This window comes from Arthrobacter sp. UYCu511 (assembly GCF_040547105.1).
GTDB lineage: Bacteria > Actinomycetota > Actinomycetes > Actinomycetales > Micrococcaceae > Specibacter > Specibacter psychrochitiniphilus.
This window is the reverse complement of record NZ_JBEPPB010000012.1, coordinates 1-22,727: the sequence shown is the minus strand read 5'-3', so window position 1 is coordinate 22,727 and position 22,727 is coordinate 1. Positions and strand designations below refer to the sequence as shown.

19 protein-coding genes are annotated in these 22,727 nt (G+C 61.3%); all 19 read left to right on the top strand.

The genetic code is table 11. The features are described from left to right. Positions 1-6 precede the first annotated feature (6 nt). On the top strand, positions 7-1,314 hold the full coding sequence (locus tag ABIB48_RS14775) for a dihydrolipoamide acetyltransferase family protein (RefSeq protein WP_354213473.1): 1,308 nt from the start codon (positions 7-9) through the stop codon (positions 1,312-1,314). A gap of 175 nt (positions 1,315-1,489) precedes the next feature. After that, positions 1,490-2,203, top strand: coding sequence for a sirohydrochlorin chelatase (locus tag ABIB48_RS14770; RefSeq protein WP_354213472.1), 714 nt, complete (start codon positions 1,490-1,492; stop codon positions 2,201-2,203). Positions 2,204-2,340: 137 nt separating this feature from the next. Further along, positions 2,341-3,438 carry a thioredoxin domain-containing protein gene (locus ABIB48_RS14765; RefSeq protein WP_354213471.1) on the top strand — a complete coding sequence of 366 codons (1,098 nt, stop codon included), beginning with the start codon at positions 2,341-2,343 and terminating at the stop codon, positions 3,436-3,438. Positions 3,439-3,574: 136 nt separating this feature from the next. Next, on the top strand, positions 3,575-5,356 hold the full coding sequence (locus ABIB48_RS14760; RefSeq protein ID WP_315915199.1) for a nitrite/sulfite reductase: 1,782 nt from the start codon (positions 3,575-3,577) through the stop codon (positions 5,354-5,356). Continuing rightward, the gene (locus ABIB48_RS14755; protein WP_354213470.1) at positions 5,353-6,066 is read left to right on the top strand and encodes a phosphoadenylyl-sulfate reductase; all 714 of its coding nucleotides are present in this window, start codon (positions 5,353-5,355) and stop codon (positions 6,064-6,066) included. Before ABIB48_RS14760 ends, ABIB48_RS14755 begins: the two co-directional genes overlap by 4 nt. Then, positions 6,063-7,016: a sulfate adenylyltransferase subunit CysD gene (gene cysD, locus ABIB48_RS14750; protein ID WP_110105444.1), complete on the top strand. Its 954-nt coding sequence runs from the start codon at positions 6,063-6,065 to the stop codon at positions 7,014-7,016. The genes ABIB48_RS14755 and cysD overlap by 4 nt, the downstream gene beginning before the upstream one ends. After that, a complete protein-coding gene (locus ABIB48_RS14745; protein WP_354213469.1) occupies positions 7,016-8,404 on the top strand; it encodes a sulfate adenylyltransferase subunit 1 in 1,389 nt (462 codons plus the stop codon). The genes cysD and ABIB48_RS14745 overlap by 1 nt, the downstream gene beginning before the upstream one ends. Positions 8,405-8,611: 207 nt before the next feature. Beyond that, complete coding sequence (locus ABIB48_RS14740) at positions 8,612-9,595, top strand: urea transporter (RefSeq protein ID WP_146212999.1); 984 nt, start codon at positions 8,612-8,614, stop codon at positions 9,593-9,595. A 70-nt stretch (positions 9,596-9,665) separates the two neighbouring features. After that, positions 9,666-11,795, top strand: a complete 2,130-nt coding sequence (locus ABIB48_RS14735; protein WP_110105447.1) for a HelD family protein — start codon at positions 9,666-9,668, stop codon at positions 11,793-11,795. Between the two features lie 121 nt (positions 11,796-11,916). Beyond that, on the top strand, positions 11,917-12,498 hold the full coding sequence (locus ABIB48_RS14730; protein ID WP_110105448.1) for a hypothetical protein: 582 nt from the start codon (positions 11,917-11,919) through the stop codon (positions 12,496-12,498). A gap of 173 nt (positions 12,499-12,671) precedes the next feature. Next, the gene (locus ABIB48_RS14725; RefSeq protein ID WP_110105449.1) at positions 12,672-13,685 is read left to right on the top strand and encodes a GTP pyrophosphokinase; all 1,014 of its coding nucleotides are present in this window, start codon (positions 12,672-12,674) and stop codon (positions 13,683-13,685) included. A gap of 124 nt (positions 13,686-13,809) precedes the next feature. Further along, a complete protein-coding gene (locus ABIB48_RS14720) occupies positions 13,810-14,988 on the top strand; it encodes an ABC transporter substrate-binding protein (protein WP_110105450.1) in 1,179 nt (392 codons plus the stop codon). 173 nt (positions 14,989-15,161) lie between these two features. Then, positions 15,162-16,349, top strand: coding sequence for an ABC transporter substrate-binding protein (locus ABIB48_RS14715; RefSeq protein ID WP_110105451.1), 1,188 nt, complete (start codon positions 15,162-15,164; stop codon positions 16,347-16,349). Beyond that, entirely contained in the window at positions 16,346-17,143 is a 798-nt protein-coding gene (locus ABIB48_RS14710) for an ABC transporter ATP-binding protein (RefSeq protein ID WP_110105452.1), read from the top strand. Before ABIB48_RS14715 ends, ABIB48_RS14710 begins: the two co-directional genes overlap by 4 nt. Further along, positions 17,136-18,032 carry an ABC transporter permease gene (locus tag ABIB48_RS14705; RefSeq protein WP_110105453.1) on the top strand — a complete coding sequence of 299 codons (897 nt, stop codon included), beginning with the start codon at positions 17,136-17,138 and terminating at the stop codon, positions 18,030-18,032. Before ABIB48_RS14710 ends, ABIB48_RS14705 begins: the two co-directional genes overlap by 8 nt. Before the next feature lie 131 nt (positions 18,033-18,163). After that, positions 18,164-19,417: a uroporphyrinogen-III C-methyltransferase gene (cobA, locus tag ABIB48_RS14700; protein ID WP_110105454.1), complete on the top strand. Its 1,254-nt coding sequence runs from the start codon at positions 18,164-18,166 to the stop codon at positions 19,415-19,417. A 33-nt stretch (positions 19,418-19,450) separates the two neighbouring features. Next, positions 19,451-20,911 carry an FAD-dependent oxidoreductase gene (locus ABIB48_RS14695; protein ID WP_179442487.1) on the top strand — a complete coding sequence of 487 codons (1,461 nt, stop codon included), beginning with the start codon at positions 19,451-19,453 and terminating at the stop codon, positions 20,909-20,911. 118 nt (positions 20,912-21,029) lie between these two features. Beyond that, positions 21,030-22,289 (top strand): hypothetical protein, encoded by a 1,260-nt coding sequence (locus ABIB48_RS14690; RefSeq protein WP_354213468.1) that lies wholly within the window; start codon positions 21,030-21,032, stop codon positions 22,287-22,289. Between the two features lie 101 nt (positions 22,290-22,390). Then, a partial coding sequence (locus tag ABIB48_RS14685) for a chaplin family protein (protein WP_354213467.1) occupies positions 22,391-22,727 on the top strand: 337 nt, incomplete at its 3' end.

Sequence of the window (22,727 nt, the reverse complement as noted above, 5' to 3'; positions counted from 1 at the left end):
GACCCCATGCCCGAGGTAATCATGCCCCGCCTGTCCGACACCATGCAGGAAGGGATCCTGGGCCGTTGGCTCAAACACGTTGGCGATCAGGTCAAGGCCGGGGACGTCATCGGTGAGATTGAAACCGACAAGGCCACGATGGACTTGGAGGCCTTCGACGACGGTGTGCTGGAACGACTACTGGTGGCCGAGGGTGCCACCGTGGCTATCGGAGAGCCTGTGGCGTTCATTGGCGACGGCAGCGGCATAGGATCCGGTGCTGGCTCTAGCTCCGGCGGCGGTTCGGCAGAGGCTGCCACGCCCGGAAGCGCAAACGAAGCCCCGAAGAGGGATACCCACTCGGGTACTGACACCCACGGACATGCCGATGGCAGGGTGTTCGCATCTCCATTGGCGCGCAAGATGGCGGTGGAACGGGGCCTTGATCCTGCGGACATCAAGGGCACCGGTCCCGGAGGCCGAGTGGTGAGGGCGGATGTTCTGGCCGCCGGTGACCATGCCTCTTCCGGCCGTGCCGCCGGTGACCACGGCTCTGCTGACCACGGCGCTGCTGCCAGCCGGGATGGGAAGGCTCCCTCGTCCACATCTGTATCCACTCCTGCAACTGCAACTGCACCTGCTGTACAGGAGGACTCGGTAGAGATCCCCTTGACGCAGATGCGCAAGGTCGTGGTCAAACGGCTGACAGAGAGCGCTGCGGTGCCGCACTTCTTCCTGACCGCCGTGGTCCAGATGGATGCGCTGCTGGAGTTCCGCAGCGGAATCAATGTGAGGTTTGCGGATGTGGGTCTCAAGGCGAGCGTCACCGACCTGCTGGTGCGTGCCTGTGCGGTGGCGCTGCGGGTCCACCCTGAGGTCAACTCGTCGTGGGCGGGTGAGAAGATCTATCAGCATCGGCACATCAACGTGGGCCTAGCCGTTGCGGTGCCGGACGGCCTAATTGTGCCTGTGGTGCGGGATGCGGACAGGAAGGGCCTGGCGGAGATCGCCACGGAAACGCGGGATTTGGCGAGCAAGGCCAGGGAAGGGACCTTGACGCTGCAGCAGTTTAGCGGTGGCACATTTACTCTCAGCAACTTGGGCATGTTCGGGATCGACAACTTCACGGCCATCATCAACCCGCCCGAGGCCGCGATCCTCGCCGTGGGTGCAACGTCGGAGGAGCCGGTGGTGCGCAACGGTGAACTCACCACACGGAAGGTCCTCAAACTCACGCTGACGGTGGACCACCGGGTGCTCGATGGCGCCACGGCAGCCGCGTTCCTGCAGGATCTGAAGCAGATCCTGGAGGATCCGATGCGGATTGTGCTCTAAACATGCACCGGACGCCAGACACGAGTCCGGTGAAACCACTACAGCAAGGACAACGGCAGCACCATAGCGGTCAGTGCAGTGTGTTCTCAACTGGCTGCAGGCAGGTTCCCAAATAACGTACATTGGCACCAAGATCAGCCAGTGCCTTTGCACGCCGGCGAGAAGGAGTCTGCCCATGAGTATGAGAAGAACTGAAGTGACCGAGCCGGGCTTGGAGACGGTGATGATTGCGTGCGCGCACGGCACCAACAATGCAGAAGGCCAAAAACGCATCAACGCGCTCCGGGCCGAGATTGTGGCACTGCGGCCTGGGCTTTCCGTGCGGGAGGCTTATGTTGACGTGCAGGAACCTGCGCTGCCGGATGTGGTGGCCGGGCTGGCGCCGGGAGTGCGTGCCGTGGTGGTTCCGTTGTTGCTGACGGTGGGATTCCACGTCCAGGTGGATATTGCAGAGGCTGTAGCGTCCCGGCCGAACACCCTGGGGGCTCTGCCGTTGGGGCCCGATCCGAGGCTGGCGAAGCTGCTGGATGAGCGTCTGGGGGAGCTGCCTCATGGGTGGGGCATTGTTCTGGCCGCGGCAGGATCTTCCAGGCCGGAATCGGCTGAGCATATTGAAGTGCTTGCTGCGGATCTTGCCGTGCGGCGGCCCGAGCAGGTGATGGCCGCCTATGGTGCCAGTGCGCTCCCGTCCGTACCAGATGGAGTTGCGGCATTGCGGGCTTCGGGCGCACGCGGGGTTGCTATTGCCTCCTACTTGCTGGCGCCGGGATATTTTCATGACCAGCTTTCGCTGGCAGGTGCCGATCTAGTGACAGCGCCCCTGCTGCCATCTTCTTTACTGGCGGAATTGGCGTTGGAACACTTCGATTCGGCACTGTCCGGGCGGTGAGAGCTGAACACCTCCATATCTCGCTGTGATGGAGGGCAGCGCCGAGGGTTGCCCCAGGTTTTGCAGTCACAGAAATAGTTGAACAGGCCCGCGCCAAGGCCATGGGGACACCAATTGCTGGGATGATGGTGGGAAACATGTTCCACGAAGAAATGCATGCTGTGGGGGAGAACCCGGTCCAAGGCCCAGACAGTCCACGCAATGATCCAACAGATCAGCCACCGTACGGCCAACAACCTTACGGCCAGCAGCCACCGTACGGTCAACCGCCTTTGTATCCCGGAATGATGCCTCTGGGTTCAAAGGTGGAAACAACTAACGTTTTGGCAGTTGTCTCACTCGTGTCCGCCTTCGTGGTGAACGTGGTGGGGGTCATCACGGGTCACATTGCCTTGGCCCAAATCAAGCGGACTGGGGAAAAGGGGCGTGGCCTGGCGATCGGGGGCCTCGTTGTGGGCTATGTTTCTTTGGCTTCCACGATCATCCTGGGCACCTTGCTGATCATTGGCATCCTCGCCAGCACGCCAAGCACCTCCAGCCATGAACCTCTGGCTCCCCAGCCGAGTTACGGCGCGCAGGAGATGAGCGGAACGTTGAATGCTTTTGGTGGCATCACTTTTGGTCCCGGAGGCGGCGTGCTTCCGGCAGCGGAGCTCCCCGGAGAGGTGGACCTGTCACAGCTGTCCATGGACCCTGCTGCGTTAGATGAAATTGGCATTGCACCCTCCGCCAGCGGTGAGGCAGTGCAGGTGGTGGTTTACCTGGATTTCCTGTGCCCCTTCTGTGCCGAGTTTGAAACGACAAATGGTCCCGCACTGAAAACGCTCCGCGATCAGGGGAAGATCACGCTCGAATACCGCCCTCTTGGATTCCTGGACCAGCTATCAAATGGCACTAAGTACTCCACCAGGTCCGCGGAGGCTGCAGCGTGCGTGGCCAACAATGCCCCCACCAGTTACGAGCGTTTCTTTGACTCCCTGTTCAAGAACCAACCGGCGGAGATGTCGGCGGGCCTAGACAACGCGGTGCTGGTTGGGCTGGCACAAGAAGCTGGTGCCGGTGACATTTCCAGCTGCCTGGCCAACAGGGATTTCGCAGGTTTTGTGGGAGATTCTTCGATTCTCGCCCAGAATTATGGTGTCTCTGGAACGCCTACCGTCTTTGTGGAGGGGCAGCAGTGGAGCCAAGGCCCCCTGTCAGATTTCACGGCCAAGGCACTGGCAGTCAAAAAGTAACAGCCCGGGCGCTAGTCCCGCACTGACTAGAAGCACACCCTGGCGGCGAATGGCGGGTGTGACGAAATATTGCCCAAGGTGAACGTGCGTTGCAATCGTGATTGGTGCCGGCCCGGGGGCACCTTACGCTCGTTTTATGACACAGACAGCTCTAGCCGGAGCAGAGACCTCTGGCAGTGACAATGCTCCGGCCGCACTGACCGCCGAGGCTCCCGCGAAGCCGGTTCGTACCTCCCGCCCCCGCCCCGCGGCCAAGCCGCATGGGCAGTGGAAGGTGGACGGCAAGGAACCGCTGAACGCGAATGAGGTCTGGAAGCAGGAAGATGGCGGGCTCAGCGTCCGCGATCGCATCGAAACCATCTACGCCAAGGGTGGCTTTGACAGCATTGATAAAACAGACCTGCACGGGCGTTTCCGCTGGTGGGGCCTGTATACACAGCGCAAACAGGGGATCGATGGCGGTAAAACAGCAAGTCTGGAGCCGCACGAACTAGAAGATAAGTACTTCATGCTCCGAGTCCGCATTGATGGCGGATCCCTCACCACGGATCAGTTGCGCGTGATCGGCCAGATTTCCACCGAGTTTGGCCGCGACACCGCAGATTTAACCGACCGGCAGAACGTTCAGCTGCATTGGGTTCGTGTAGAGGACGTTCCGGAGATCTGGAACCGTCTTGAGGCGGCGGGATTGTCCACCACTGAGGCCTGCGGTGACGTGCCGCGCGTCATTCTGGGTTCCCCCGTAGCCGGCATCGCCAAGGACGAGATCATTGACCCCACTTCACTGATCAAGGAAGTCAGCGCACGTTTCATTGGGGACCCTGAACTTGCCAACTTGCCCCGCAAGTTCAAAACAGCCATCACAGGCCACCCATCACAGGATGTGGTTCATGAGATCAACGATTTCGCCTTGGTTGGTGTGATTCATCCAGAGCTTGGCCCGGGTTACGATCTCTGGGTGGGTGGAGGCCTGTCCACGGCGCCGCGTCTGGCTGAACGTCTCGGCGTGTTTGTTTCGCCCGAGGTTGCCGCAGAGGTCTGGCTTGGCGTCACCAGTATCTTCCGCGATTACGGCTACCGGCGCATGCGCACCAAGGCTCGGCTGAAGTTCCTGCTGGCCGATTGGGGCACCGCCAAGTTCCGCCAAATTCTTCAGGATGACTACCTGGGCCACAAGTTGCCTGACGGGGAACCGGCCCCGAAGCCCACATCCCCCGGCGATCACATTGGCGTGCACGAGCAAAAAGATGGCAAGTTCTTCATTGGGGTCACCCCCACCGTGGGCCGCGTCTCCGGTACCAAACTAACCGCTCTCGCTGACGCCCTTGAGGCACATGGCTCCTTCCGGTTGCGCACCACGCCGCACCAAAAGCTCGTCATTCTAGATGTGTCCAAGGAGCAGGTGGAGCCACTCATCACCGTCCTTGATGGTCTGGGTTTGTCCGCACGGCCCTCGCTGTTCCGCCGCTCCACAATCGCCTGCACAGGGATCGAGTACTGCAAGCTGGCCATTGTCAACACCAAAGACACCGCCGCCACCGCCATTAGCGAGCTCGAAACTAGACTCGCGGATTTGGTGGACACCGGAGTCCTGACCCAGCCCATTGCCCTGAACATCAACGGCTGCCCCAACTCTTGTGCCCGGATTCAGACGGCAGACATTGGGCTCAAGGGCATGATGCTTCCCACGGACGACGGCGGCACCGCCCCCGGTTTTCAGGTTCACCTAGGTGGTGGGCTGGCTACCGACAACCGGGTTGAGGCAGGCTTGGGCCGCACCATTCGCGGCCTGAAAGTCACGGCAGCGCAGTTGCCCGATTATGTGGAGCGTGTGGTGCGTAAATATGCGGACGTTCGCCTCAGTAATGAAACTTTTGCCGAGTTCGCCCACCGGGTTGATGAGGAGCTGCTGAAATGACTGTGACAACGCTCCGCTCGCATGCCGAGCTCCAAACGATTGCCGAGTCCGGCGCCAAGGAATTGGCCTGGGACGCGTCCGCACAGGAAGTCATCGCCTGGGTGGCGCGGAACTTCGCAACGCAAGCATCCGCCGTCGCCTGTTCCATGGCAGACGCCGTGTTGCCGGCACTGGTAGCCGAGCAGCTGCCCGGGGTGGACGTGTTGTTCCTGGACACCGGCTACCACTTCCCCGAAACCTACGCCACACGTAATGAGGTGGCAGAAAATCTGCGGGTCAACGTGGTTGACGTGCTCCCGGTCAAAACCGTGGCCGAGCAGGATGCGCGCCACGGCATGGACCTGTTTGCCCGGGATCCTGCCGGATGCTGTGCGCTGCGGAAGGTGGAACCACTGCACCGTTCCCTGCAAGGCTACGAGCTGTGGTTCACCGGGGTGCGTCGCGATGAGGGGCCCACCCGCACCAACACCCCCCTGGTGGTGTGGGACGAAAAGAATGGGTTGGTCAAGGTCAACCCCGTCGCCACGTGGAGCTATGAAGAGTTGATCAATTACTCCGATGAGAACCTGCTACCCGTGAACCCACTGCTCAGCCAGGGCTACCCGTCCATCGGCTGCGCCCCCTGCACCAAGAAAGTGGCCCCCGGCGCCGACCCAAGGAGCGGGCGCTGGGCCGGAACCTCCAAGACAGAATGCGGACTACACACATGAGCACCCAAATTACTGAAACCCCTTCGGCGGTTGAGACTCTCGAGGCCTTTGAGCCCGCCGAACTGGATTCCCTGGACCTGCTGGAATCCGAGGCTATCCACATCATTCGTGAAGTGGTGGCCGAGTTTGAGCGCCCTGCGCTGCTGTTCTCCGGCGGCAAGGACTCGGTGCTGATGCTGCATTTGGCCACGAAGGCGTTCTGGCCGGGGAAGGTTCCTTTCCCCGTGCTGCACGTGGACACCGGGCACAACTTCCCGGAGGTCATCGAGTTCCGCGACCGCACCGTGGAGCGTCTGGGTCTGCGCTTGGAGGTGGGTTCCGTGCAGGAGTTCATAGACAGTGGCGAGCTGGCTGAGCGGGCTGACGGCACCCGCAACCCGCTGCAGACAGTGCCGTTGCTGGACGCCATAGCCAAGAACAAGTTCGACGCCGTTTTTGGCGGAGGCCGCCGTGACGAGGACAAGGCCCGCGCCAAGGAGCGGATACTGTCCCTGCGTGACGAGTTTGGCCAGTGGGATCCGCGCAACCAGCGCCCCGAACTGTGGAATCTGTACAACGGCCGCCACACCGTGGGCCAGCATGTGCGTGCCTTCCCCATCAGCAACTGGACCGAGCTGGATGTGTGGCGCTACATTGCCCGCGAAAACATTGAACTGCCGCACCTGTACTACGCCCATGAACGCGAAGTCTTTGAACGCGACGGCATGTGGCGTGCGGTGGGCGAGGTCTCGGCGCCGCGCCCCGATGAGGACGTGATCATCAAGCAGGTCCGCTACCGCACGGTGGGGGACATGTCCTGCACCGGCGCCGTAGCTTCAGATGCCACCACCGTCCACGATGTGGTGCGCGAAGTGGCCGCCTCAACCCTGACCGAACGTGGCGCTACTCGGGCCGATGACCGCATCTCCGAGGCCGCCATGGAAGACCGCAAAAAGGACGGCTACTTCTAATGAGCACAACAACTTCACTGATCGAGCCAGCAGAGGTCCAGGTCGGAACCCTGTTTCGTTTCGCCACGGCCGGCTCCGTTGATGACGGCAAGTCCACCCTGGTGGGCCGGCTGCTCCACGATTCCAAGGCGATTCTGGCTGACACACTGGCCGCCGTCACCCGCACCTCCGCGGACCGCGGCTTTGGCGGGGAGAATGGCAGCACGCAGAAGATCGACCTAGCTCTGCTCACCGACGGACTGCGCGCCGAGCGCGAGCAGGGCATCACCATCGATGTGGCCTACCGCTACTTCGCCACCGACCGCCGCAGTTTCATCCTGGCCGACTGCCCCGGGCACATCCAGTACACCAAGAACACGGTGACGGGCGCGTCCACTGCGGATGCCGTCGTCGTCCTTATTGACGCACGCAAGGGAGTGCTGGAGCAGACGCGCCGGCACCTGTCCGTGCTGCGCCTGCTGCGCGTGCCCAACGTGCTGGTGGCGGTGAACAAGATTGACCTGGTGGACTTCAGCGAGGAGATTTTCCGCCTCATTGAGGCCGACGTTCAGGCGGTTGCTGCGGGTATTGGCCTGTCCGGTGTGCTGGTGGTTCCCGTGTCCGCGCTGGAGGGCGATAACGTGGTGGACCGCTCCGCCCACACCCCTTGGTACATGGGCGCCACGTTGCTGGACATCCTGGAAACGCTGCCCACCACGGACGAGATGGAGCGCGGGCTGGAGCCGTTCCGCTTCCCCGTCCAGCTTGTCATCCGGCCGCAGGGTGCGCTTGCCCCTGACCTTGCAAACGCGGACGACGCCGGAGCCTCCTTCCGTGATTACCGCGCCTATGCCGGTCAGGTCGCCTCGGGCGGCGTGACGGTGGGAGATGAGATCACGGTTCTGCCCTCGGGGCGGAAGGCCTCCGTGGTGGGCATCGACTTTGCTGGCCGCTCTCTGGAAACTGCGGTGGCGCCGCAGTCGGTGTCATTGCGGCTGAGCGAGGAGATCGACATTGCCCGCGGTGATGTCATTGCCGCCACAGGTACTTTTGGGGAGGTGAGCCAGGATGTTTACGCAGAACTGTGCTGGCTTTCAACGAAGCCGCTGCGCGAGGGTTCAAAGGTATTGATCAAACATGGCAGCAAGACCGTCCAGGGCCTGATCCGTGCCGTGACGGGGAAGCTGGATTTGGAATCGTTCGGCTATGCGGCCGCGTCGGGACTGGAATTGAATGACATCGGCACGGCGCAGATCCGCCTCGCCTCGCCGCTGCCCGTTGAGACTTATGCGCTACATCGCCGTACGGGCGCGTTCCTTGTCATCGATCCGCAGGACGGCAACACACTGGCTGCCGGTCTGGTGCGTGATCATCCCGGCGATCACGAGGATGAGCGCTATAACATCTAAGCTTGCTGGCCGCCCGGGTTGTGTGGTGGAGGAGAACATCTACCTCATGATGCTCAGGCCCACGGCTTTTCCCACGTTCACGGACAAACCCATCGTTGATCCGGCCACCCGCCTGCAAGGAGCCGCGACCAGCACAAATTCGGCAGCGGATCCACCCACCTGCGCGCCGTGTCATTAGCGGCCCCGAACCGAGAGTAAAGTCTCGATGTGAACCATATTCAACCGGCCGCCCGGCCATCGAGGGAACCGCTGCTGCGCAGAGCTGGCCGTACGCTGCTGCTTGGCTTCTCGCAGATATTCTTTCAGGCTCAAATGCTCCCCGGGCTGCTGATCTTGGCCGCTTTTGCGGTGGCCAGTTGGCAGATGGCGCTTCTGGCACTACTGGGCTGCGCAGCCTCCACGGTGACCGGATTGCTGATGCGGGCACCGGCGGCGATGGTGCGCGCCGGCGACCACGGATTTTGCGGAGCACTCGTGGGAGCCGCGGCGTTCGCGGCTATTGGTGGCGGTCTGCCGGGAGCCATCGCTGCGCTTCTGGGCGGTGCGGCGTGCGCACCCGTGACGTGGGGTTTTCAAAGATTCTTCCGAACCGCACTGCTCGGGCCCCTCAAGTTACCCTCCATCACGGCACCGTTCTGCCTTGTTGCCGGTATTTTGTTCTTCGCCACGGCAGACCGTCGCGTGGCACCGGCCTACATCACGATGGACGGATCGCCTGTTGCCCTTTTCCTGCGCTCCATTTTGGCCAATGTGTCCCAGGTGGTGCTGATTGACTCCGTGATTGCCGGCGGGCTGATCCTTGCCGCCCTATTTCTTGCACAGTGGAAAGTGGGGTTGGCAGCTTTGGTGGGCAGTGTCCTCTCAAGCGTGATAGCTGTGGCCACCGGAGCGGACCCCCTGCTGTTGGGGCACGGCATGTTGGGCTACTCCAGTGTTCTGGTGGCCATTGCCATGGCTGCGTTGTTCGTGGCAGGTTCCTGGCAGCCATGGGCATTGGCCGCGGTGGGGGCGCTACTGGCTGCTGGGCTTTCGATGCTCACTCAGGGTGTGCCCGCCCTTTATACCTGGCCTTTTGTGGTGGTCACGTGGCTGCTGCTAACAGTGGTCCACTTTGTGCCCGGACTCAAAAGGTCGCGTCCGGGCAGCTCAGATGACGCACCGCCGAAGGTACACGCCGGCGAGTTGAGCTAGTTGGAATATTTTCGTAGGTATTGGTGTTGCCTCGTAAGCGAGAACAGTTCTTCGTAGTGAAAGAGTGTAAGTGCCCTTTAATAACGTGACCACACTTGTTACAGATGACGCCGCAGCGCACATAGGAACCGCAGCGGAGGAACAGCTCATCCTCGACGAGGCCTTCGCCCGCCGCGACGGGATACTTGAGCGCCTTGAGGCGGAGCTCGCCACCCCGGCGCAGGACGCAGTTGAGCAGGCCCGGATGCGCATGCTGATCCGCCGCCGTGCGGAACTCCAGCACGCGGAGCAAGGTTTGATCTTCGGCCGGATCGATGCACTCGATGAGACAGTGCGCCATCTGGGGCGCGTGGGTATTCCCAGCCCCAGCGACGACGGCGATCCTCTCGTCATCGACTGGCGTGCACCGGCCGCACGGGCCTTCTACACGGCAACGCCGGTGGACCCCCAAGGGCAGGCCCGTCGTCGTCATATACGCACCCAAGGGCGCAAGGTCATCAGCTTTGATGACGAGCCGCTGGATGGTTCCAGGGCCAGTGAACTGGTGGGTGAGGGGGCCCTGCTCGCCGCCCTCGGCGAGCGGCGCACGGGCCAGATGAGTACGGCAGCGGCAACGTTGCAGCGTGAGCAAGACGATGTGGTTCGCGCGGATTCCCGCGGCCCGCTGGTTGTCCAGGGCGGACCGGGCACCGGAAAAACAGTGGTGGCCTTGCACCGGGTGGCGTACCTACTTTTCACGTATCCCAAGCTCGCCGCACAGGGAGTCTTGGTGATGGGACCGTCACCGCGTTTTCTGGACTACATTGCCCAGGTACTGCCGGCGCTGGGGGAGACCGCAATAGTCTCGGCGACCTGCGACACCCTGGTTCCTGGCATCAGTGTGGAGCGTTCGGAACAGCGTGAGGTCGCAGAGATCAAGGGCAGGGCGCTATGGCAACAAGGGCTCGCCCGGTATTGCGCATCGCGCCTGCCGCAACCAGCCGGCGTCGAACTGCTGTGGGAAGGGGAAGGGTACACGATCGATGAAGCACAGATCGCCCGGACCGTTGCCTCGGCAACCTCGGGACGCTCCTACCATGGTGCGCGCGCAGTGTTCATCCAGCAGGTCCAGGACCAACTCACCGATGCCGTCGTGGCACGCAGCGAAGCGACGATGGCACAGGTTGAAGACGGACTTGAGGACCTGCTCAGCGACTTCGATGCCGTCTTCACCCACGCCGATAATCGCGCTGTGCGCTCCGGGGCAACAGGCACTGACGTCGACGGGATGCTCACCGAGGAAGACATTGACCTCCTCCGTGAGAGGATCGCGGATGACGACGGCGTGAACGCAACGCTTCAGCGGTGGTGGCCAACACTCGATACGACGGCCGAACTGCGCCGGCTCTTAGGCGATGAGGCACTGCTGGAGCAGTGGGTGCCGGAGCTTACCGATGCCGAACGGGGATTGATCGTCGGCGAGCCACAGACGTGGGCCAGCAGTGATCTGCCCTTGTATGACGCGTTGGCTGATTTGTTGGGCGATGTCATCCCCAACAATGGGCAGGGCGAATTTATGAGCGATCGTGCTGGCGCACAAAGGGACTGGGTATACGGCCACATTGTCATTGACGAGGCCCAAGAGCTTTCGGAGATGCAGTGGCAAATGGTTATGCGCCGCTGCCCTTCCCGATCGATCACCGCTGTTGGCGACATCGACCAAGCCGAGGCGCCCCACCGACACGCCACCTGGCAAGAAGCGGTCAGTGCTGCCTTCGGTGAAAGGTGGACCGAGGCGCAGTTGACCATCTGTTACCGCACGCCTCTGGAGGTCATGGCTCTCACCGGCGCAGTACTTCGCAACGCCGGCAGCCAAAATGAGCCTCCTCGCGCCGTTCGCGCTGCTGGCATTGAGCCGTGGGAACGCTCCGTCAGCGAAGATGAGCTGGCCGCTGAAGCAGTACGCGCCGTCGAGCAACTTTCAGCACGCTGGGAGGGCGGGATGGTCGGTGTGATTGCGCCCCTGGAACGCTTGCCAGCTTTGCGGGAGGCCCTGCCCGGCACCCCAGTGCTCTCCGCGACTGATGCCAAGGGGCTGGAATGGGATGCCACGTTGCTCATTGACGCGCCAAGCATTGCCGCTGCGCCGCGCGGGTGGAACGGACTCTATGTGGCGCTGACTCGTTGCACCCAAGAGCTGGGGCAACTGCTGGTGAGGTAGAGAACTCCCGAGCTAAAGGTGCCGGTCTCGAGGCGGATGGCGTCCTCGTCGGGTTGCGCTCAGCCGGAGGAGCAGTGGCATTTTCGTGGCAAATGTTGCTGCCGCAGAGTAGGCTCCCCACATGGAAACCGATCAGCTATTCCTCGCCACTGACGCCGCACTTCGAAGCGTCATTGACCGCATCGCCCCAGAGGATTTTGATAAGCCGGTTCCCGCCGGATGGACGCAAAGTGCCAATCCCACCATCCTGGACATCCTCAGGGCTCACGCCTACGACGAGGCCTGGGTTCCCGCAGTGATTGCCGGTGCTTCGGTTGCGGACGGGGATGAGCTGCGCGATCGCGATCTCCTTGGGGATGACCCGATCGCTGCTTATGACACGCTGAACGACGCCGCAACGGCCGCTGTTCAAGCGGGCGTCGATGGGGAGGCAATCTTCCGTTTTCAGTACGGCGACTACCCTGCAAAGGAGGGCTTCGCACACCTGGCAATGTATCGGGGTTTTCAAGCGTGGCTTATTGCCAAACACCTTTCAATCCCGTTCCATTTGTCCCCCGAGCTGATTGCGGGGATGAATGAACACGTTGTGCCCAACGCGGAACAATGGCGTAGCTTCGGGGTATTTCCGCCAGCGATTGATCCACCGGACGGTGCCGATGATGAGACCCGGCTACTGTGCACAGTCGGGTTCTGGATCCCGTGAACCGGCTCTAGACTCGATGCGCCACCTCACGGACACTGAACCGATGCGCCACCAAGGCGAGCCGTGACATAAACCGCACCGCCAGCCGTATTGTGATGGTCGCAGGGGAGACATTGGCCCGGGCCGTGCGTAGAGTTGTAGCTACAGGGCGCTGGAAGAAATGAGTTGCAATTATGGGGCAGGCAATCGTTCACTTGGACCAGGTATTTGTAGAAAGATCTGCACAAAAAACCGCGTTGGAAGACGCCGCGCAGGCCATTCGCAACACGATTGTGGGCAGGCTCCATGACGATGGGCTCAACCACCACGACGTGCAGTTCAGAGTGAAGTCAGCCGAGTCTGCAGCCGAGAAGATGACCCGTCGCGACCATGACGGCTTGTTGAAATACCCTGGCGGCCTGGCAAAGCTCGATGACTTGATCGGTGTCCGTGTCATCCTCTTCGTGGAATCGGACATTGACGCTGTGGCGATCGCACTCTCTAGCCAGTTCATCTGCCATGACGATGAAGACAAAACCGCCATGATGCGCAAGAACGGCGGCATTGGCTACGCAGGACGCCACCTGACACTTGAAGTGCCGGCCCACAACCCACCCAACGGTTGCCAAGAGTACACCGGTCAGCGTTTTGAGGTGCAGATCCGCACGGTACTCCAACATGCCTGGGCGGAGTTTGAACACGATATCCGTTTCAAGGGATCAAGCGGTGACAACGCCGAAATCAGCCGAGCCTTCACCATGGCCTCCACACTCATTGAGCTGGCGGACCAACAATTTGTGAACATTAGCGACATCCTGAAACGGTTGCAGGTCGAAAGTGCCACTGATGCTGCCCAAGAAACCAAGCTGCTCGACGCCGGATCCCTCCAAAGCGTGTTGGCCCGCGCATTCCCCCAATACCGCACCAGCAAAGAAAATCAGTACGACTGGATGGTCCGTGTTCTTGGCGTCAACGGGATCGACACCGTCAACGCTGCGGAGGAATGGTTCAGCTCAATGGATCCGGACCGGGTTGCCAGAATCATGGAATACAGGTTCTCACCGGGACAAGTCCGTGTGGCTGATGACCTCCTTCTGGAAACGTTGGGAGAATCCTACGTTGATGCCACTAAAGAGGTTGGTAGTGATATCAACAGGGAAAGGAAACTGCGCTCGCGGCTGCGTAAGCTTCGCCCCGGGAGTGACTGAACGTTTCGTCATGCTGGGGAATCGCGTAGCCGAGGGTGCACCAATTTGTGACGTGGAATGACTGTGCGTGACGCAGCACGTCAGCATCATTGTGGGTGACTGGCGCCTTCCCTAGCCTTGATCCATGACGAGAATCCCCGCCACTCCACCGGAGTCCACAGTCGCTCCAGAGTTGAAAACAATCCGCATCGTGGCCGGTCAAAAAACTCGCCACAAGTTGCGCAAGGTGGAAATCGTGGTCCTTGCCGCACTGATTGCCTTGATCAGCGCTGGTGCGGCCATCGCGGCAGGGAGCGCGGGCACCAACACCGCCACCAACTACGCCAACGATGGGCACGCCGTAGCCGGTCCCGCCGCCAGCCTCCGGCTCGGGTACTTCGCAAACGTCACCCACGCTCCAGCCCTGATCGGGGTCAACAACGGCATTCTCGCCAGACACCTCGGGGCAACAACGTTGGAAACCCAGGTCTTCAATGCTGGCCCTTCAGCGATCGAAGCCCTGAACGCCGGGGCCATCGACGCCGCCTACCTGGGCCCCAACCCGGCCATCAACTCCTTCGTCACAAGCGGCGGCGAGTCCATCCGCATCATCGCTGGCGCCACGAGCGGTGGTGCCCAACTTGTGGTCAAACCCGCCATCACCTCGGCGGCGCAGTTGCGCGGGAAGGTCCTAGCCACCCCGCAACTAGGCGGCACTCAGGACGTTGCGCTGCGCTCGTGGCTGGCCGGCCAAGGCATGGCCACCACGCCCAGCGGTGGGGGTGATGTCACCATTAACCCCACCGACAATGCCAGCACCTTGAAACTTTTCCAAGAGGGGAAACTCGACGGTGCCTGGTTGCCTGAGCCGTGGGCCTCGCGCCTGGTGCTCCAGGCCGGGGCAAGAGTGCTCGTCAACGAAGCGAACTTGTGGGACCAGGGTAAGTTCGCCACCACCATTTTGATCGTTAGCAAGCAGTTCCTGGTAGAGCATCCACAAACTGTTGAGGCCCTGCTGGCCGGCAACACCGAGGCCATCGACTGGCTCAACACTCATCCAAAAGATGCCGCCACGGCAGTCAATGCGGCGCTGAAATCGGCAGCTGGGAAAGAACTGCCCAGTGACGTCCTGGACCGTTCCCTGGCGGGACTTTCGTTCTCCGCCGATCCGCAGGCCGGCACGTTCCCCAAACTGTTGGCTGACGGGGTAAATGCGGGGGTTGGCAAGCCAGCGAACCTGTCAGGCATCTTCGAGCTGCATCCGCTGAACCGGATACTGCAGAAGAATGGCCAGCCCGCGGTATCTGCCGCAGGCATGGGCTGAACACGGGCAGCCAGGCCCGCCGGCTACCAACATTTTATGACGCTCAATGACTTTGTATGACCCAAGGAGTCCCGTCATTGAACCGGCTCACCGGCAGTCCCTAACGTTTAACCATGACGACCGGCAGGAGAGTCTTCCCGGCTGCCACCCCACCCATGCGAAGGATCTGTCCCATGACGGCAAGCAACCGCCCTGAAAAACCGCAGAGCCCCGATTCCGTGCACAACGTTCCCGTGCTGCGGCTGCGGCGCATCGTTGCCGGTAAGAAGCCCCAGCACAAGCTTCGCGGAGTGGAAGTTTTTGTTCTCGCTGCACTCATTGCCTTGATCGGGGCAGGGGCGGCCGTGGCCAGCGTGCACGCCAAGGGCACCGATTCTGCTGCGCTCGTCCCGGAAACCGCGCCGGCCGCCGTCGTCAAGCTTGGCTACTTTGGCAACATCACCCACGGACCGGCACTGGTGGGTGTGCAAAAAGGTATCTTCGCCAAAGATTTGAGTGCAACACAACTGAAAACGCAGGTCTTCACCACTGGCCCTGCCACGGTTGAGGCGCTCAACGCAGGCGCCATCGACGCCGCCTACCTTGGCCCTAATCCCGCACTGAACTCCTTTGTGCAAAGCGGTGGCGAATCAATCCGCATCATTGCCGGTGCCGCCTCGGGTGGAGCCCAATTTGTGGTCCGGGCGGACATTACCGATGTTGCACAGCTGCGCGGGAAAACCATCGCCACCCCGCAACTAGGCGGCACTCAGGATGTGGCGCTACGCAAATGGCTGGGAGAGCGGGGGCTGAGTACCAACACCACAGGCGGCGGTGACGTCACCATCAACCCCACCACCAATGCCCAAACATTGCAGCTTTTCCAGGAGGGCAAGGTCGACGGCGCATGGGTCGCCGAGCCCTGGACCTCCCGCATGGTGCTCCAGGCAGGGGCCAAAGTCCTAGTCAATGAGGCTGACCTCTGGGACAACGGCGAGTTCAGCACCACCGTGCTCGCCGTCAATAAAACATTCCTAGAAGCACACCCGCAAACGGTGGAGGGGTTGCTGAGGGGACATGTGGAATCTCTCAAATGGCTCGATGAGCACCCAACCGAGTCTGGCACCGTCATCAACGAGGCGCTGAAGGTGGCCATTGGAAAGCCTTTGGAAAACAAGGTGATTGCCCGGTCCCTCTCGGAACTGACATTCACTGCGGATCCTTTGGCGGCCACATTCCCCACGCTGCTGGACCACGGGGTCAGTGTTGGTGTTTCCAAGCCGGCTGACCTCAAAGGGCTCTTCGAGCTGACGTTGTTGAACAAAGTACTCAAAGCAGCCGGCGGACAACCCGTCACGGCGGCAGGATTAGGAACACAATGACAGAGCTACTGATTGCTGACGCCACGACTGACACGCCCAGTACACGGGAGGCCGGCGGCGCAAACCGGGCACCCGCCGTTGTCCTGGAAAACCTGGGCAAGCGCTTTGGGGACGGCGCGCCGGTGCTCGATAACGTGAACGCGACAGTGGGCCAAGGCGAGTTTGTGGCCCTGCTGGGCGCGTCGGGCTGTGGGAAATCGACCCTGCTGAACATCATTTCAGGTCTGGACGTACCTAGCGCCGGCGCCTTGGAAGTGCCCGAGGACGGGGCAGCGTTCATGTTTCAGGACTCGGCCCTGTTCCCGTGGCTCAGTGCACGCGGAAACGTTGAACTGGCGCTGAAGCTGCGCGGTGTGGGCCGGGCTGAACGCAGGATCCGCGCGGCGGAGCTGCTGGAGCTGGTGAATCTGAGCCATTCGGTGGCAAAGCGTCCGCATGAGCTCTCTGGGGGTATGCGTCAACGTGTGGCGCTGGCCAGGGCGCTGGCGCAGGACAAGCCACTGCTGCTGATGGATGAGCCTTTTGCCGCACTGGACGCCATCACCCGGGACCTGCTGCACAATGAGCTGGAACGGGTCTGGAAGGAAACCGGGCGCACCATCATTTTTGTCACCCACAACGTCCGCGAAGCCGTGCGGTTGGGGCAGCGCGTGCTACTGCTCTCCTCCCGGCCCGGCAAGGTGGTGGCGCAGTGGAACGTCTCCGATGAACACCGAACGGATGCAGGCGCGGCCGGAGAGCTGACCGCGGACATCACCGCCCGATTACGCCAGGAGATCCGTAAACATGCCTGAAACAGTAACGTCACCGTTGATAAAAAGTGGTACTGAAGAGGAGATGCGCTCCCTCGAAGCGGGGCTGGATTCGCTGCAATCAGAGTCAGTTGAGCGGAGAGGGTTCGATTTCTCCCGCGTGCTATTGCCGTTGGCCGCCTTTATTGTGGTGTTGCTGGCGTGGCAGTTTTATGTTTCGCTGGGCCTGCGACGCCGGGATTTGGTACCTGGACCGCTGGATGTGCTGGGCTCACTCGGTGCGTTGTGGCAGAACGGAACCGCGCAGGAAGCGGTGTGGACCTCATTGCAGCGCGGCATCATGGGCTTCACCATCAGCATTGTGGTGGCCACACCGATTGGCCTGCTGCTCTCCCAAGTGAAGCTGTTGCGTCGCGCTTTTGGCCCGCTGATTTCAGGGCTGCAGGTGCTGCCCTCCGTGGCGTGGGTGCCGGCCGCCATCATCTGGTTCGGGCTGACTGATGCCACCGTCTACTTCGTCATGTTCATGGGCGCCATCCCCTCCATCATCAACGGGCTCATCGCCGGCGTGGACCAAATCCCGCCGCAATACCGCCGCGTGGGCCAGATTCTGGGTGCCTCACGGTGGGAAATGGCTGTGAACGTGGTACTCCCGGCAGCACTGCCCGGCTATGTGGGCGGATTGAAACAGGGCTGGGCATTCTCCTGGCGCTCGCTCATGGCAGCGGAGATCATCGCCATGGGCGGCTCTTTGGGATTCGGCCTCGGCTCGCTCCTTGAGCAGGGCAGGCAGCTTTCTGACATGGGGATCGTGATGTCCGCAATCTTGATCATTTTGTTCGTGGGCATCGCCGTTGAACTGTTGATCTTTGCCCCCGTGGAAAAGCGGTTGCTGCGCGGACGCGGCCTCCTCGCAGGGAGCACCCGCTAGCCTGACCCCGGAGCGGAGCTGTTTTGTTGAGCCCCTGACACTACGTAAAATGTGTCCTCCCGTGACTCCACGTGAACAGGTGTAACGCGTTCCTTGTGTGCAAATATCGCTCCTCTCTAAGGTTTTGTGTCATGGCTATTGTTGATCTCTTCCCCACCTCATTGAGGCTGCTGGGCCGTCCCGTCCTGGTGGTGGGCGGCGGCACCGTTGCGGCCCGCCGCGCCAAGGCCCTGCTAGACGCCGGAGCCCAAGTGACGCTGGTTGCCCCGGTTCTCAGCGTCCCGGCGCAGGAGCTGGCGGATGCCGGGCTGCTGCGCTGGCATGCCCGCGGTTATGAAAGCACTGACATGACACAGGCTTGGTATGTTGTGGCCGCCACTAACAACAGCGCCGTGGACTCCCGTGTGGCTCTCGACGCCGAAGCGAACCGCACCTGGTGCGTGAACCACTCAAATGCGCAAGAATCCGCGGCATGGACACCTGCCGTGGCTACTGTTGAGGACATCAAGGTTGCCGTCAACGCTGGGGGAGACCCGCTGCGGGCAGTGGCCATCCGCAACGCCATTTCAGCGGCGTTGGAAATTGGTGAACTGCCCCTGCGGCGTTACCGGACTGCCGGCCAGCGCGGCTCGGTTGCCCTTGTTGGTGGCGGCCCCGGAGCAGAAGATCTCATCACTGTCCGTGGCCGGCGGCTCCTGGCCGAGGCGGACGTGGTGGTTGCTGACAGGCTCGGCCCGCGCGGCCTGCTGAGCACCCTCAGTGATGACGTCAAAATCATAGAGGTTGGTAAAACACCCGGCCACCACCCCGTAACGCAAAGCGAAATCAATGCGATCCTGGTCCGGGAGGCGCAGGCGGGCAACAGGGTGGTCCGGCTCAAGGGCGGGGATCCCTACGTGCTGGGCCGCGGTGGTGAGGAAGCCATCGCCTGCCGTGAAAACGGTGTTGATGTTCAAGTTGTCCCCGGTGTCACAAGCGCCGTCAGCGTTCCCGCAGCCGCTGGTATCCCCGTCACACACCGTGGCCTGGCCAAAGCATTCACCATGATCAGCGGTCATGAGGAACTGGAAAACGTTCCGCAGGGCAGTGATCATACGGTAGTCCTTCTGATGGGTGTTGGCACCTTGAACCGGTCCATCCCCCTTCTCGAAGCTGCTGGACGCGGGCCGGACTGCCCCGTCGCCATCATTGAGAATGGATACGCCAAAAATCAGCGGGTCACCATCGGCACCCTGGGCACCATCGTGGCTCTCGCCCAGGCGGGCCGGGTACGCAACCCAGCGGTCGTCGTCGTTGGTGATGTGGTGCGGGTCAGCCCACTGGCGCCCATTGAATTGGCCACCGCCAATTACGGCACGCGGGAAACTATCAGTTCTCTCTCTTAGACTTATCCATAAGCCCTTTTTGAAAATATAGAAATGAGCACCTCCGTGTCATCACACACTTCAGCTGCGCCAGGAACTGCCGAGCGACCGCTGCGTATTGCCGTCATCGGGTCCGGTCCGGCCGGTGTCTACGCAGCGGACATGCTGACTAAGAGCACTGAAGTGAAGGAAGGGTTGGTTGTCAGCATTGACCTTTTTGACCGCTACCCCGCCCCGTACGGACTGATTCGCTATGGCGTAGCGCCGGATCATCCGCGCATCAAAGGCATTGTGAACGCACTCTACAAGGTGCTGGACCGCGGGGATATCCGCTTCTTCGGCAATGTTGACTACGGCACTGACCTTGCGCTGGAGGACCTGCAAAAGCACTACGACGCCGTCATCTTCGCCACCGGCGCCATCAACGATGCGGACCTGAACATCCCCGGCATTGAGCTGGAGGGCTCCTACGGCGGCGCCGATTTCGTCTCCTGGTATGACGGTCACCCCGACGTCTCCCGCGAATGGCCGCTGACCGCCAAGGAAATTGCCGTGATTGGTAACGGCAATGTGGCCCTCGATGTGGCGCGCGTGTTGTCCAAGCATGCCGATGACATGCTCGTCACGGAAATCCCGGACAACGTTTACCAGGGTCTGAAATCCTCACCCGTCACGGATGTGCACATCTTCGGGCGCCGCGGCCCGGCACAGGTGAAGTTCACGCCCATGGAATTGCGTGAGCTTTCGCATTCCCGTGATGTGGACATTGTCCTGTATGAGGAGGACTTCGACTTCGACGAGGCCTCGGATAACGCCGTCAAGACCAACAACCAGGTCAAGACCATGGTCAATACGCTCACCAACTGGCTGGTTGAGCAGGAGGACGACGCCGCTGACCCCACCACGGGTGCCTCCCGCCGTCTCCACTTGCACTTCCTGCACAACCCCGTAGAGGTTACCGGTCAAGACGGCGTGGTCACGGGTATCAAGTTCGAGCGCACCGAGCTCGATGGCACAGGCAATGCCCGCGGCACGGGCGAGTTCATTGACTACCCGGTCCAGGCCGTGTACCGCTCGGTGGGCTACTTCGGTTCCGCCTTGCCTGACGTTGGCTTTGACCACCAGCGCGGCGTTGTCACGAACGAGGCTGGCCGGGTTCTGGACGCCGACGGAACCCACGTGCCGGGTGTCTACGCGACCGGCTGGATCAAGCGCGGACCGGTGGGTCTGATTGGCAGTACCAAGGGCGACGCCCTGGAAACCATCACGCACCTACTTTCCGACCGCGACTCTCTGCCCCTGGCTACGTCTGCTGCCCCGGAATCAATTGTGGAGCTGCTTGATTCACGCGGAGTGAAATTCACTTCCTGGGAGGGCTGGTTGGAGCTCGACGCCCATGAAAAGGCGCTCGGTGCAGCGGCATCCGAGGCCGGACCGGTGCAGCGCGAACGCGTGAAGGTTGTTCCGCGCGAGGACATGGTTGAGCTCTCGCGCGGAGCATCCGTCCTCGGCTGAGGCTCACATCCTGGATAGTTGAACACTTCGGTGCCCGGTCCGCAAACGTAGCAAAGATGATTATTTCGTTTTTGCTGGAGTTTGCAGGCCGGGCAACGTACTGTTTGTAGTAGTTATTGTGACTGGTGACACCTTGAAGGGTCATCTGGAGCAAAACGGTCTCGTAGTACTTTCTTCACTGGGGGTGAATGCTGTGCATACTGACGCCAAGTCGCTGATGCTTGACGGCACCCCAGTGCGCCTGGTGCGTATAGCTTTTGGAGTGGCGTTGTTCGCCGCTCTTTTCTTCTTTCTAGGGTCATCAGGAGCGTTTGCTGCTCCCGATGCTCCGGCATCCTCCGACCAGTCTCCGGCCAAGGGCAAGGGGTTGATCTCAGGAATTCTCTCCCCCGTGGTTAACGTGGTGGATAAGAGCGTTTCGCAGGTTCCCGTTGTCAAGGACATTGTCGGGAACAACACCGTTTCCAAGGTTGTTGCACCTGTTTCGGGAATCACCGACAGGGCTGAACAGACGGCCTCATCGATTCCCGTGGTGGAAAAAGTTATTGCTCCGGTTCGGAACGTCACCACCTCCGTGGTTCCGCCAGTGGTCAACGTTGTGGACTCAATTACTGCGCCTGTACTTGGCACCGTTGACCACGTCACTGCTCCGGTAGTGCAGGTTTTGGCTCCCGTTGTTGCCCCGGTGACCGGGACCTTGAAGCCGGTTGTTGACGGCGTCACAGGGACTGTTGTACCTGTGGGCGACGGTGTGAAGGATGTCATTGATCAAGTTCTGCCCCCGGTAAAGCCCGGCACTCCGGGGACTCCCGGCGCCCCCGGATCGGTAGTGCCGGGCACGCCCATCACGCCTGCAACCCCGGGCGCGGACCTTGAACAGAGCGGGACCTCCGCCACTCCTGGCAATGCAACGTCTGCTGCTGACGGCACAGAGAAGTCCTTAGGCGCGAAGGCGCCTCTCGGAGCTCAGCTGCTTGGAACAGAGCGTTCAGGACTAAAATTGTCCGTGTCAGGGGGTCTTGGCTCTCTGGCGCAATACTTGGCTTCAGGGGCGGTGCCTGGATCATCCGGGGCAGTAAATCCCGCGGCCATGGCTGTGCCCAGCCTCCCTGTTGGAAGTAGCGCTTACTTCTCGTGTGACTCGGATACCAGCGGCCTAGCCGTGGGGCCTTGTGCGCCGGCTGTAAGTTCCAGCCCTGCCTCAGCGACCGGTTCCGGAAGTGGCGCCAGTGGCGCCGGTGGACCATCAGGATCTGGGGCAGCACAGGAAAACTTTGCAGGGCACTTCAGCATCGCGGTCCAGGGTTCAACCCTGCGAGATGTCAGCTGGTCCCTGCCTGCCTCCATGCCCTCAAACCCCGGATCAACACCCGGATAGATAACCGTTGAGCCTCTTCCCGACATTTGGGAAAAGCCACGGTGTTTCCTTGCTTGCGGTCGCAACCAGGGTCAAAAAATCTTATTCAGGAGTTGTTCATCATGCATGCAATTTTTCGTCGATCGCTTTGTGCAGCGGTCTTTGCCGGCGGTCTTCTTGCTCTCGGCACGGGTGCAGCGAGTGCTGCCGATCAGTCAAGTTCAGGAACCTCGGATCTTGTCCCCGCGGTCCAGAGTGCCGTATCCCAGCTCTCCAGCAACCACAGCAGCCACGATGCCTCGCCAAGAAGAGGCATTCTCGGTGACCTGCTCGGTGATGTTGTGGGCAGCGTCCAGGTTTCCGTTCCTGTGACGGTTCCGGTGAATGTTTCCGGGAACGCGGTGGGTGTTGTGGGTAATGCGGTTTCCTCGGGCTCCGAGGCCACTAACACCACTGTGG